Source organism: Klebsiella sp. LTGPAF-6F, from assembly GCF_001753185.1.
GTDB classification, from domain to species: Bacteria; Pseudomonadota; Gammaproteobacteria; order Enterobacterales; family Enterobacteriaceae; genus Klebsiella; species Klebsiella michiganensis.
The window spans coordinates 4,342,849-4,355,815 of record NZ_CP017450.1 but is presented as its reverse complement, the minus strand read 5'-3'; the positions used below and the strand labels follow the sequence as shown (position 1 = coordinate 4,355,815).

Genomic DNA, 12,967 nt, shown 5'->3' with positions numbered 1-12,967 from the left:
GTACAGTCAAATAATAGAAGTTTTTCCGGGATTTACAATCAGAGTCGCGGTAGCGTTTCGCTTAGAACAGGGTGGAAATATGACATTAAAAAACCCGCAAACTCTGTGAGAGTGCGGGTTCTTAAGGGGTTACCGATTTAATCGGTGAATAATGATGGATATTACATTACCTGGCGTCAAAACAAGGAGAACAACAAGCGCGTCGAAGGTTGTGAAACCGGCGGGTGAAGAGGTTAGTAAATCCGACAAGCAGGGTCGGGCTGAGCGTAATGTACTGCGCCGTGAACAACTTAACGCAAAGACAAATGTCCGGTATATATGCTGGATGAAGGCTATCGCCCAGTACCCGCCGTCAAACAGATTATCTCCTTATCTGGAGAGAAAAAACGCCGTGTTGTCATTCATTCGCCGAATGACTTATGCACTTCGTCCAGGCACAAACCCGATATGGCTGGGCAAAAACTGCAGAAGCTTGCCACATTCCAGCCAGGAGATAATTTTTCTGTCGTCATACAGAGTGACCTCGTCAAACGAAGTGAACGGGGTTTTGTAGGTACTACATCTTCCATGCATCCAGTGGATGATTATCTTATATCCGATGCGCCGAAAAGAATAAATGGTATCTCTGGTTATCCCGAATTTTAATGATATGTCCAGTATTGGACAGTTTTAGGGCTTTTCAGTATTAAGCACTATCCTGTAACATTCCCGTGAAATGCTTAATTGGTCGGGGTTTTCATTTTAAATTAAGCGGACAGCCTGGCTCTTTAGCACTCAAAGCCAGTCAGGGTGCGGTAGTTAAGCCTGAATTAAATGTTAGTACATTTCACTGAAGTTAAATTCCCTATATTATCCGCTTTACCTTAACGCAAATCACTGGTTAAAATAAAAGCCCCTGTATTTATATGGTGATACTCAATCCAACAAGGGATTAATTTATTCAGGAGATAAATAACCATGTCTGAATCATTTCAGAACGAGATACCCCGCGCGCGCGTAAATATAAAACTGGATCTGGTCACGGGCGGTGCCAGGAAGAAAGTTGAACTGCCGCTGAAGCTGCTGACTGTCGGCGATTACAGCAATGGCAGGGCGGAGGGGACCCTTTCAGAGCGCGAAAAAATCAACATCAATAAAAATAACTTCAACAGCGTTCTCGCTGATCTCCATCCCGAAGTAAATATCACCGTTAAAAATACCCTGGCAAACGATGGCTCCGAAGAAAACGTGAAGCTGCTTTTTCAGAATATGAAGGATTTTGAGCCAGAGGCGGTGGCACGTCAAATACCTCAGCTCCGTGCGATGCTCGCTATGCGTAATTTACTGCGTGATTTGAAATCCAATCTTCTGGATAATGTCACTTTCAGGAAAGAACTGGAAACTATTTTAAAGGACCCGGCACTTACTGATGAACTTCGCCGCGAACTGAATGCGCTTGCCCCGGTACAGGGATAATTACCGGAACCCGTTAACGGAATAATCACGAGTAAAATGCTTATGTCAGTCAATAATGAATCCCAGAATTATACAGGCGGTGCGACAATTGAAAAGACGCTGCCACAGAATGGTGTTTATGCTTCCCTGTTCAATAAAATTAATTTAACACCGGTTGCTGAAATTGGTGACCTGAATGGTTTTGAAGATAATACCGTGATGGCGGAAACATCTGCTGATGCGCGCGTTACTGCCGCCGTTCAGGTCTTCATGCAGTGCCTACAGAAGTCTGGCCAGAAAGTTGAGAAACTCGATAAAACATTACTGGATCACCACATCGCAGAACTGGATTTCCAGATTAGCCGCCAGCTTGATAAAGTGATGCACAGCGATGAATTCCAGAAGACAGAATCCGTCTGGCGCGGCCTGAAATCGCTGGTTGATAAGACTGATTTTCGTCAGAACGTAAAAATCGAGATTCTTGACCTGTCCAAAGATGAACTGCGTCAGGATTTCGAGGACTCGCCGGAAATTATCCAGAGTGGCCTGTACCGCCAGACATACACGATGGAATACGACACGCCGGGTGGCGAGCCGATTGCTGCGGTGATTTCAGCGTACGAGTTTGATGCGTCCGCGCAGGACGTGGCGCTGATGCGCAATATTTCAAAAGTGTCTGCGGCAGCCCACATGCCGTTCATTGGCTCTGCAGGCCCGGCGTTCTTTTTAAAAGAGAACATGGAGCAGGTTGCCGCTATCAAGGACATCGGTAATTACTTCGACCGCGCCGAGTACATCAAATGGAAATCCTTCCGCGAGACGGACGATTCCCGCTATCTCGGTCTGGTGATGCCGCGCGTGCTGGGACGCCTGCCGTATGGCCCGGATACCGTACCGGTGCGCAGTTTCAACTACGTTGAAGAAGTGAAAGGCCCGGATCACGATAAATACCTGTGGACCAACGCCTCGTTCGCCTTTGCGGCCAACATGGTGAAGAGCTTCATCAACAACGGCTGGTGCGTGCAAATCCGTGGCCCGCAGGCCGGTGGTGCCGTCCAGGACCTGCCAATCCATCTGTTTGACCTCGGCACCGGCAAACAGGTGAAGATTCCGTCAGAAGTGATGATCCCGGAAACCCGCGAATTTGAATTTGCCAGCCTCGGCTTCATTCCCCTGTCGTACTACAAGAACCGCGACTATGCGTGCTTCTTCTCGGCGAACTCCACCCAGAAACCGGCGCTGTACGACACCGCCGATGCGACGGCCAACAGCCGCATTAACGCCCGTCTGCCGTATATCTTCCTGCTGTCGCGCATCGCCCACTATCTGAAGCTGATTCAGCGCGAGAACATCGGTTCCACCAAGGACCGCCGCCTGCTGGAGCTGGAACTCAACACCTGGGTGCGCAGTCTGGTGACCGAAATGACCGATCCGGGCGACGAGCTGCAGGCCTCACACCCACTGCGCGACGCAAAAGTGGTGGTGGAAGACATCGAAGACAATCCGGGCTTCTTCCGCGTGAAGCTGTACGCTATCCCGCACTTCCAGGTGGAAGGCATGGACGTCAACCTGTCACTGGTTTCCCAGATGCCGAAAGCCAAATCGTAAGGCGAGGGGAAATCAGGGATGAAAATTTACCGCCCACTTTGGGAGGATGGGGCCGCTCTGGCCCCGCAACAATTCCAGCAGCAGGCCCGCTGGAGTGAATACGTTGCCGACATGGTCGCCCGGATGGGGTTTTCTCATCCCTGGGGCGTGGTTGCGGCAGAATTTGATGATGCTGCACTGGCGCTCGCGCGCCTGAATGCCATCCGTCTGGTCGTACGTTTCCAGGATGGCACGATGGTTGATACGGATCTGGCGGATAATATTCCGCCGGTCTGTGATTTGTATGCCGCAAACGGCTCTGAGGCTGTTGAGGTGGTTGCCGCATTGCCGCTGCTGAGCGCCAGTGGTGGCAACCTTGATAACGGACAAGACAGCGAGCGCCCGCGTCGCTGGAAAGCTGAGCGTGTGGTGGTGCAGGAACTGGCCGGCCATGAAAGCGGGGAACTCGCGATCTTGCGTCATGCGCTGACCCTGCGTCTGTCCAGCCAGGAAAACACGGCATACCTGACCTGTCCGGTCGCTCGTCTGGTGCGTAATGCGCAGGGGCAGTGGAGCCGGGACCCGTCCTTTATCCCGCCAATGCTGTCTGTTGCTGCCAGTCCGTGGCTTGCCACCGAACTGGGTGACCTGCTGGTCCGTCTGCAGGCCCGCCGCCGTCGCCTGATGGCCATGCGTCGTGAGAGCAATGAGCGGATGGCAGACTTTGCGGTCGCGGATGTCTCCCTGTTCTGGCTGCTTAATGCCCTGAACAGCGCCGAGCCGGTGCTGACGGAACTGCTGCAGACACCGGATCGTCATCCGGAACTGTTGTACCGCGAATTGTCCCGTCTGGCCGGCAGCCTGCTCACCTTCTCTCTGGAACACGACGCCGGCGATCTTCCTGCTTACCAGCACGATGCACCGGAACGGGTATTTCCGCCGCTGCTGGCACTGCTCGATAAGCTGCTGGAAGCGAGCCTGCCGTCACGGGTGGTGAGTATCCACCTGGAGCACCAGGACCAGATCTGGAAAGGTGCCCTGCACGATGCGCGCCTGCGCGAAGGGGCGGACTTCTACCTTTCCGTACGCTCCTCCATGCCGAATTATGAACTTCAGACGAAATTCCCGCAGCTGTGTAAAGCGGGCAGCTTTGATGATGTTTCGGATGTGGTGAATGTGGCCCTGAGCGGGATGGTTATCAAGCCGCTGACCCATGTGCCGGCCGCTATCCCGTTACGTCTTGAGAACCAGTATTTCTCGCTGGATCTGAGTAGTGAGGCGGCGCGGGCGATGCTGGAAGCGGGAAGTTGCACCTTCTATACCCCGCGCTCACTGGGGGATGTGAAACTTGAACTCTTTGCGGTGCTGCGCACATGAATACATCAGAAATGAGTCAAATTGAGCGTATTTTCTACCCGGGCTGGCTGATGGCCAGCCAGCTGCGGGGCGGACAGGAGGTCCGTGACGGGGAAGGGCTCTATCGTCGGGCCTGCCGTCTGGTGCAGGAGGCGAAGGCTGCGCTCACAGAAGCCGGTTACAGCGACATCAGCCGTGACCATATGGTGTATGCCCTGTGTGCACTGCTTGATGAGAGCGTGATGAACCGGGGTACAACCGATGATGGCTATCTGACCTGGCACCGTGACCCGCTACAGGCACACTTCTTTGGTACCCTCAATGCCGGTGAGGAGCTGTGGGAAAGGATCCGAGATCTGCTGAAAGATACTACCCCTGACGCCGCCGTCCTGACCTGTATGTACCGGACCCTGCAGCTGGGGTTTGTGGGTCAGTATCGCGCCCAGGATGATGAGCGTCGGGAAGATACTGTTCGCGCGCTTGCAGAACGGGTGCCGGCCTTCACGCTGGCACAGGACGCCCCGATTGTGGCCCGGGCATCACGCCTGCGCAGCGGTCGTCGCGGGTACTGGCTGACCTGGGTTGTGGCCGTTGTCGCCCTGGCCGCGCTCTGGTTCTTCCTCTCGTCTTCGCTTACCGGGCTGGTAAGCCAGACCGTCAGGCCGGGGTAAGCGATGCGGGATGCGTACCGAAGTCTGTTAACTGTCCTGGGTGCCGTACTGGCGCTGTGGCTCATTCTGGGATTCTGGCCACTGTCCACGGGCAGCCGTGTGGCACTCAGCCTGCTGGTCGTTCTGGTCTCCGGGGTGATGTTCTGGCGTCAGCGCCGGGCTTCGCAGGCACGTGCGACCGCTATCCGGGAAATAGTGGATGAAAACCTGCCGCCGGAAGATTTTCAGGGGGCGGTGATCCTCGTCTGCGGCGACAACAGCCCGCTGTTTGTGTCCGGCTCCTGTCACCGGGAAACCCGGCAGGGCTGGTATCTGTGGGTAAAGGATGCGGAACAGCTGCCACTCCTGGCACAGCATCTGAGCCTGGTGCGTCCGGCTCTGGTGTCGCAAATCTCCGTCATGCTGGCGGTGGTACCTGAGCAGCATACCTTCGGGGATGATTTTACCCAGTCCCTGAGGGGCTGGCAGCGTGCTGTTGTCCGGTGCCGTGCGGCATTTGGCACTATCCCCCCGCTGTGGACCGTGACCTGGGTATCTCCTCCTGTGGTCTGTGCGGAGGCTGAGCCCGTCTGGTTTACCACGGTAAGCCCGCGAAGCGGTATTCAGGTGTATCAGTCCGGTCAGGGCAATGTGTCACTGACGGATTGGACCCAGGAAATCGGAACGGACGGGCGTCTTTCGCGTCTGAGCCATGGCCTGTGGCTGGACAGTCTGCTTGCCTGGCAAAACAGCGCGGTGAATGACCTGCTGTCGGTACGGCGAGGGGAGTTACCGGTGATGACGCCCTGCGTGCAGGGTATGTGCATGGTGCCGGTGAGTGGTATCGCAGGCAATCTCTGGCAACAGCACATCACTTCGATGACGGCGCTGCCACCGGATGCCGTTGTGAGCACAGAGCCACTGCCGCTGCCTGAACTGCTGCTGCCGGCGTTGCCGCGCCGACGTGGCGTGAGCCGCAGGATGGTGTTCTGGCGTTATGCCGGATTACTGGGCGGGATTTTTCTCGCGCTGGCTATGCTGGCGTCCTGGATGAACAACCAGCGCCTCATTCGTAATGTTAGCGATCACCTTGCGTTATATCACCAGCTGAAGGGGCAGCCTGTTGCCCCGAAACTTCGTGCGCAGCAGCGCCTGCGGGCCGATGGCGCATTGCTGGACGACTGGCAACGTCGCGGGGAGCCACTGCGTTATCGCCTGGGTCTGTATCAGGGACTGCGACTGATTCCGCCCGTTGAGGCCGCAGTCAGTGACTGGGCACCTCCGCCACCGCCGCCTCCGGTCATTAAGAAAATCATTCAGGGTCCGAAAACCCTTCGTCTCGACAGCATGTCGCTGTTCGACACCGGAAAATGGGCGCTGAAACCTGGCTCGACAAAGCTGCTGGTGAACTCTCTGGTGGGGATTAAGGCGAAGCCCGGCTGGCTGATTGTGGTGGCGGGCCATACCGACAGCACGGGGGATGACCAGTCTAACCAGGTGCTCTCCCTGAAACGTGCGGAGTCCGTGCGCGACTGGATGCGCGACACCGGCGACGTGCCGGAAAGCTGTTTTGCAGTGCAGGGCTATGGCGAAAGCCGTCCTGTCGCAACCAACGACACTCCGGAAGGGCGTACGCTCAACCGCCGTGTCGAAATCAGTCTGGTACCGCAGGCCAATGCCTGTCAGATACCCGGCAAATACCCGGCGTCATCGCAGGATGATGGCGCATCACAACACAATGGAGAGTAATTCCATGGCAATTCCTGTTTATCTTTGGCTGAAAGACGACGGCGGTGCGGACATTAAAGGATCTGTGGACGTTCAGGATCGCGAGGGCAGCATCGAAGTTGTCGCTCAGGAGCATAACCTGTACATCCCGACCGATAACAACACCGGCAAACTGACCGGCACCCGTATCCACACGCCGTTCCTGTTCACCAAGGAAATCGACTCGTCCAGCCCGTATCTGTACAAGGCGGTGACCACCGGTCAGACCCTCAAGTCTGCGGAATTCAAGTGGTACAAGATCAACGACGCGGGCCAGGAAGTGGAGTACTTCAACACCAAACTCGAAAACGTGAAGGTGGTGAAAGTGAGCCCTGAAATGTACGACATCAAGGATCCTTCTAAAGAGAAGCACAACCATCTTGAGCGCGTAGAACTGCGTTACGAAAAAATCACCTGGACCTACAAAGACGGCAACATCATTCATTCCGATAGCTGGAACGAACGCGCCACCGCGTAATTGCCCGTCATACTTCGCGCCGCAGGTGCGTTGGCTACATCCGCTCACCCCGGTTGCATAGTTATCTATGCTCCCGGGGATTCACGAACTTGCCGCCTGCCTGCAACACGAATTATTTAGGGCAATCGCCTGATGCGGGCGGGGTTTCCTGTCCACAGTTTTTTGCTGAGAGCCTGATATGCGGGCACTCAGCAAAGAAAAATACAATCTGTCTGCCTGACCTTATGCGCTTTGGTGAACAGCGAGGGGCGGTAGCGTGTCCAGGAACTGACAAAGAGAGAGATTCATGGAAAAATCCAGCCAGCCTGTTGCGACGTCTGAACCCTTACTGTGCCCGTGCGATGGAAGTGGCAGCTTCGCTCTGCCAGACCCGCGCTCACGCGGAAATCCTGCCTGAGCACTGGCTGCTGAAGCTGCTGGAGCTGGGAGAGGGGGACCTGACGGTGCTGGCACGGCGCTACGAATGGGATATGGACGCCATCTGGCAGGATTTGCTGGCATTTCTCGACACGCTGCCCCGTTCGGTGCGCAGCCGTCCGCAGCTCTCAGACAGTATTCAGACCCTGATGCAGGACGCCTGGCTGCATGCCTCGCTGGCGGGTGAAGAGCACATCCGCAGCATTCACCTGCTGATGGCGCTGGTCGATAAACCTAAACTGGCACACTGCGATGGACTGTGGCCGCTGCTGACCCTCGGGCAGGGCCAACTTGAGCGTCTTCGCCCGTTGCTGGATGCACAGTCAGATGAGCGCCCGGAAGTGCAGCAGGAAGCCGAACTGGCACAAAATCACGGTGGTGAAGTGGAATTTGTCGGCAGTCAGGTCGGCGCGGGGATAAAAGAAGGCGAGCTGACTCCGGCCCTGCAGAACGCACTGGATAAATTTACCATTGATGTCACCGCCAAAGCGAAAGAGGGCAAGATTGATCCGGTCTTTGGGCGCGATACGGAAATCCGCCAGATGGTGGACATTCTCTCGCGCCGCCGCAAGAACAACCCGATCCTGGTCGGTGAGCCGGGCGTGGGGAAGACCGCCCTGGTGGAAGGGCTGGCGCTGCGTATTGCCGAAGGCAACGTACCGGAATCCCTCAAGCCTGTAGTTCTACGTACTCTCGACCTGGGCCTGCTTCAGGCGGGGACTGGTGTAAAGGGGGAGTTCGAGCAGCGCCTGAAAAACGTCATCGATGCCGTACAGAAGTCACTGGTACCGGTTCCGCTGTTTATCGACGAAGCCCACACCATTATCGGTGCCGGCAACCAGGCCGGCGGGGCGGATGCGGCCAATCTGCTGAAACCGGCTCTGGCGCGTGGCGAACTGCGCACCATCGCGGCCACCACCTGGAGCGAATATAAGCAATATTTTGAACGAGATGCCGCACTGGAGCGCCGCTTCCAGATGGTCAAAGTGGACGAACCGGATGATGAAACGGCCTGCATGACGCGCTGACCGCCGCCTGCCTGCTCAATCAGCAGATTCTGCCGGTGCTGAGTCAGCAACTGCTGACGCATATGGCGGCGAAGCAGAAACCACACTTCCTGACTCTGGGGTGGAGCGAGGAAGAGGGCATAGGGCTGGAGTTTTATTAACAGGCTTATCTAAAGGGTAACAATTATGGACAGTGCAAAAGATATTGCCAGAGATATGCTTGAGGCTATTCATATCGATGGGTCCGGGTTTATCGGTGCCGTGGCAAAAGGCGTTATTTCCTTACCCGTCAGCCTTGCCTATCTTGGCTATGATTTTATAGACACTGAATACCGCAGAGAGAATCAGGATGATAAATTTCGGTTAGCTGCACTGGTTAAAAAAGTAACCTTTAACGATGAAACTATTTATAAAATTATTAAGCCATTTATAGATGATTTTGTTTCTTATGTAGATATGGGTAAAGTCGCACATTTTTCAAAAAATATATCTGGAAGTGTTATAGGTAAAGTAATGTTCTCCCAGCTTACGGGTGTTAACCTCGGAAGGGTGATTATATCTCAGGGGGTTGGTGCTTTTTTTTCTGGTTCTGCTGCTGGTGGTGTTTTGGGAATTGGTGCTGAAGCATCAAGATCTATTTACACATCACGGTACTTGCGTGAAAGAAACCCCATAATGTATGAGAAATTAAACAGTATGGGTGACTTTGATCTTTTTTATTATCTTGTTGAGGATATTGTTAGGCCTTATGAGACAGCTTGTGAAATTGCAAGGATAAATCCTGAGGAGTTTAATAATGTCTGCAAATACTTCTTTGGAGGTTTATGAATATAAAAGATTTTATACTTATCATTGTTTCACGGATCGTAGCCAGCATTGGGATGACGCTAGGAACTATCAGTATGGTTTACTCTTTCTACTGTTTCTTCTTTTCTGACAATCCTTACCGCTTTATTCTAGGAGGGGCAGGTATAGTCGCCTTTCTCATAGGTTATGGCCTTTATAAATTTGCCCTGAAATATATTTATGATGAGTGGGATCGTTATAGATGATATTCATCATATCTGTTGGGTTTGTTTTTATTTAATATCATTCTGACCTGGGACAGGAGTTATAGAAATGGAAAATATATTTAAAATGACAGGGGGGGTCCTTAATCGCTATAAACTAGATATTCCTTCCTGCCCTTATCCATTGGATGTGGAACGTTTTGATGGTTTAGAACAAATGAGTGCTCTATATCATTACACCATTCGTTTTACCAGTTCACATCCGGAGCTTACGGCTGAAATGATGTTAAGTAAAACCGCTACGCTGAGCATAGGGGTGGGAGAACTATTTAATTCTACTGTCGGTAAAATTGTTCATGGCGTGGTGACAAATTTCCGACGCCTGATCGGTTCACGCGATCAGGTTACGTATGAAATTATTCTGGAACCCTTTATATCCTTACTGGATAAGCAGTTTCGTACTCACCGTTTCTTCGTCAACAAATCAGTGCCGGAAGTGGTAGCGCAAATTCTTGGCGAGCATGGTTTGAAAGGGTGGGAATATGAATTCAAGCTTAAACAAACCTACCCAAAACGGGAACAGATAAACCAGTACCAGGAAAGTGACCTTGAGTTTATTGAACGCCTGCTGGCAGAGGTGGGGATTTTTTACTTCTTCACCCTGCAGCCTGACACTCAGACCGAAGTGGTGCACTTCGCGGACAAGCAGAGTGCCTGGACGTTTGGTAAGAAACTGCCGCTGAACAGCCCGTCAGGGGAGAATGACAATGCGGCCGACTCGGTGTGGGGCGTACAAGTCTGGCATAACGTGGTGGAGCGTTCGGTCACCGCCAGTGACTACAACCACCGCGAAGCCCAGAGCGTCCTGATGTCCGTACCGGCTGACATGACCCGCGGCGACGGCGAGGGGAACACCTACGGTGATGTGTACCATTATCGCCCGCGTCACCTTGAACGTGGCGACAAAATTACACCGCCGGCAGAAACCGGTAACTTCTGGGCGCGTCTGGAGCATGAACGCTTCCTGTCCACCCAGACCACGGTGACCGGCAGCAGCACCGACCACACCCTTGGACCGGCGCAGGTACTGACTATTACCGAAATGGCTATCCCGCCAACACTGCCCCGTGAAACGGAGAACGGTGTTGTTATTATCCGCACTGGCTACTACGCCAGCCGTAAGAATGCCCTAAAAGTGGCATGGGTAGCGATACCCTACTACGAAAACCGTTGCTGGCGCCCTGCGGCTAAAAAGCGCCCGGTGGTCAGCGGCACCCTGACGGCACGAGTGACCAGCGCCAAAGATAACGATATCTACGCCTGGCAGGATGCCTCGGGCATGTATCGGGTGAAATTTGATGCTGACCGCGATGACAAGCGTCAGGGCATGGAAAGTATGCCGGTGCGTTTTGCCAAACCTTACGGCGGAGACAAATACGGCTTCCACTTCCCGCTGATACAGGGCACGGAAGTTGCTATTGCATTCCACGAAGGCGATCCGGATCGCCCGTATATAGCTCACGCCCTGCATGACTCCCGTCACGTCGATCACGTCACTGAAGCCAACAGCACGCGCAATGTCATCCGTACCGCTGGCCTGAACAAGCTGCGGATGGAGGACAAGCGCGGCGAAGAGCACATCAAGCTCAGTACAGAGTTCGGGGGCAAGACGCAGCTCAATTTAGGTCACAATGTAGACGCTTCCAGGGAGCTTCGTGGTGAAGGGGCAGAACTGCGCACCGACCGGCATGTTTCCATTCGCGGTGGTGCTGGTGTGTTTATCACTGCAGATAAACAACCGTTTGCCGGGGACAAGATGCTTTCCATGCAGGAGGCGATAGCCCAGCTTGAGAATGCACTGAGTATTGCCCGCAGCATGTCAGACGCAGCTGAAACCGCGCAGGCGCTACCCGCTGATATTCAGAGTCAGGTGAAGTTGACTGATGCCCTCAAAGATCTGGTGCAGCCAGGAATGGTGTTGAATGCACCTGAAGGCGTGAGCATCACCAGCCCACAGGCGGTTCGCATGGCGTCAGGTAGTGCCAGCGTTGGGATCATGTCGCAACAGAATACAGACATTAGCGCACTTAAACGATTTACCGTAGCAGCAGGTGAAGCCGTGAGTATGCTGGCCCGAAAGGCCGGAATGAAACTTTTTGCTGCTAAGGGAAAAGTAGAAATTCAGGCTCAGGATGATGCGCTTGATGCGATAGCCAAAAAGGATGTGACCGTAACCAGTACAGAAGGGCGGGTTGAGATCACGGCGGCGAAAGATGTTGTGCTTAAAAATTTGGATGGGTCGTTCATCCAGTTGCAGGGTAAGAATATTATTCTGGGCTGTGAAGGTAATATCCTGTGGAAATGTGCCAATGCGCAGAAAATGGGTAGTGTAAGCATGAGTAGTGTTATGCCCCAGTTTCCATCTGGATATAGTGGGAAATTTACGGCATCGTCTGATGCAGGAGTTCCAGTTGCCGCTGCGGCATACATGTTGACATCGAGTAATGGGCAGAAATTATTTGGTAGAACAGACGAGAACGGTGAAACAGTTCCAGTTTACTCATCAAACCCGAATGAGCCTTTTGAAGTTGAAATGATTCAAAGTGATTATTGGTACGATAGTGAAAATATTGTGGAAAGAGTACATTGTTCATCATTTTCAGATATGTCATTCCAGGACGATGGTTGCCAATGCAGTGATTGTGAGGGAAATAAAAGTGCGTGATATTACTTTTAAGTTTAAATTTTTGTTATGCATGTTGCTTACTCCATTTTTTTCTTTTGCAAGTGGCACATGGAATGCTAAATCAGCACAAATGCAATGTGGCTCAGCTTTGGTAAAGGTCAGTGCTGAATGCCAAGTGAATGAAAAAAGCCCAACGGAGAATATATGCAAAAATTACCACTTGGGAATAAAGAACGGCACGAATAATAAAGAGTTTTCTTTGCCATACATCCCGAACAGCCAAAAAGCTCTCCTGGAAAAACAGGGTTATTCCTTCAATAATGTAGTTAAACCTGGTGATTGGACACCCTCCACAATGAAATGCTATGACAATGAAAATATTGTGATCGGATACCATCTCGGGCTGGATGAAGAGGAGAGCGTAAAGGGTTCATTGTTGTCCTATATTGACGCCCCATTTATTGATCTTTCAGGGAACTTTATCACAGGCAACAAACTTTCTGAGCTTAGATCTCGAGAAATGAAAAACCCCTACGACAATACACGCATAGACTTTATTAGCAATCGCTGAGGAA

10 protein-coding genes and 1 pseudogene are annotated in these 12,967 nt (G+C 52.9%); all 11 read left to right on the top strand.

Annotated features, from left to right (window positions below):
- Positions 1-318 precede the first annotated feature (318 nt).
- The 11 genes and pseudogenes from BJF97_RS34800 (at position 319) to BJF97_RS20180 (ending at position 12,963) form a co-directional block, all read left to right on the top strand.
- Positions 319-645 (top strand): hypothetical protein, encoded by a 327-nt coding sequence (locus BJF97_RS34800; protein WP_075208269.1) that lies wholly within the window; start codon positions 319-321, stop codon positions 643-645.
- A 312-nt stretch (positions 646-957) separates the two neighbouring features.
- A complete protein-coding gene (gene tssB, locus BJF97_RS20230) occupies positions 958-1,455 on the top strand; it encodes a type VI secretion system contractile sheath small subunit (RefSeq protein ID WP_014230205.1) in 498 nt (165 codons plus the stop codon).
- A gap of 36 nt (positions 1,456-1,491) precedes the next feature.
- A complete protein-coding gene (tssC, locus tag BJF97_RS20225) occupies positions 1,492-3,042 on the top strand; it encodes a type VI secretion system contractile sheath large subunit (protein WP_070082976.1) in 1,551 nt (516 codons plus the stop codon).
- An 18-nt stretch (positions 3,043-3,060) separates the two neighbouring features.
- Positions 3,061-4,398: a type VI secretion system baseplate subunit TssK gene (gene tssK / locus BJF97_RS20220; protein ID WP_014839089.1), complete on the top strand. Its 1,338-nt coding sequence runs from the start codon at positions 3,061-3,063 to the stop codon at positions 4,396-4,398.
- Positions 4,395-5,048, top strand: a complete 654-nt coding sequence (gene tssL / locus BJF97_RS20215) for a type VI secretion system protein TssL, short form (protein ID WP_014839088.1) — start codon at positions 4,395-4,397, stop codon at positions 5,046-5,048. Before tssK ends, tssL begins: the two co-directional genes overlap by 4 nt.
- Before the next feature lie 3 nt (positions 5,049-5,051).
- Positions 5,052-6,776: an OmpA family protein gene (locus BJF97_RS20210; RefSeq protein ID WP_171817012.1), complete on the top strand. Its 1,725-nt coding sequence runs from the start codon at positions 5,052-5,054 to the stop codon at positions 6,774-6,776.
- Between the two features lie 4 nt (positions 6,777-6,780).
- On the top strand, positions 6,781-7,272 hold the full coding sequence (gene hcp, locus BJF97_RS20205) for a type VI secretion system effector Hcp (protein WP_014839086.1): 492 nt from the start codon (positions 6,781-6,783) through the stop codon (positions 7,270-7,272).
- A gap of 341 nt (positions 7,273-7,613) precedes the next feature.
- Positions 7,614-8,708 (top strand): annotated as a pseudogene (locus BJF97_RS20200) (AAA family ATPase); the annotation flags it as partial.
- Between the two features lie 174 nt (positions 8,709-8,882).
- Positions 8,883-9,524, top strand: a complete 642-nt coding sequence (locus BJF97_RS20195; RefSeq protein WP_014230199.1) for a hypothetical protein — start codon at positions 8,883-8,885, stop codon at positions 9,522-9,524.
- A 291-nt stretch (positions 9,525-9,815) separates the two neighbouring features.
- Positions 9,816-12,431 carry a type VI secretion system Vgr family protein gene (locus BJF97_RS20185; protein WP_014839083.1) on the top strand — a complete coding sequence of 872 codons (2,616 nt, stop codon included), beginning with the start codon at positions 9,816-9,818 and terminating at the stop codon, positions 12,429-12,431.
- Positions 12,424-12,963, top strand: a complete 540-nt coding sequence (locus BJF97_RS20180) for a hypothetical protein (RefSeq protein WP_014230196.1) — start codon at positions 12,424-12,426, stop codon at positions 12,961-12,963. Before BJF97_RS20185 ends, BJF97_RS20180 begins: the two co-directional genes overlap by 8 nt.
- Positions 12,964-12,967: the final 4 nt, after the last annotated feature.

Bases quoted from the DNA above. Each gene is read 5' to 3' on its own strand.
- BJF97_RS34800 (WP_075208269.1), top strand. From the start codon at position 319: ATGCTGGATGAAGGCTATCGCCCAGTACCCGCCGTCAAACAGATTATC.
- tssB (WP_014230205.1), top strand. From the start codon at position 958: ATGTCTGAATCATTTCAGAACGAGATACCCCGCGCGCGCGTAAATATA.
- tssC (WP_070082976.1), top strand. From the start codon at position 1,492: ATGCTTATGTCAGTCAATAATGAATCCCAGAATTATACAGGCGGTGCG.
- tssK (WP_014839089.1), top strand. From the start codon at position 3,061: ATGAAAATTTACCGCCCACTTTGGGAGGATGGGGCCGCTCTGGCCCCG.
- tssL (WP_014839088.1), top strand. From the start codon at position 4,395: ATGAATACATCAGAAATGAGTCAAATTGAGCGTATTTTCTACCCGGGC.
- BJF97_RS20210 (WP_171817012.1), top strand. From the start codon at position 5,052: ATGCGGGATGCGTACCGAAGTCTGTTAACTGTCCTGGGTGCCGTACTG.
- hcp (WP_014839086.1), top strand. From the start codon at position 6,781: ATGGCAATTCCTGTTTATCTTTGGCTGAAAGACGACGGCGGTGCGGAC.
- BJF97_RS20195 (WP_014230199.1), top strand. From the start codon at position 8,883: ATGGACAGTGCAAAAGATATTGCCAGAGATATGCTTGAGGCTATTCAT.
- BJF97_RS20185 (WP_014839083.1), top strand. From the start codon at position 9,816: ATGGAAAATATATTTAAAATGACAGGGGGGGTCCTTAATCGCTATAAA.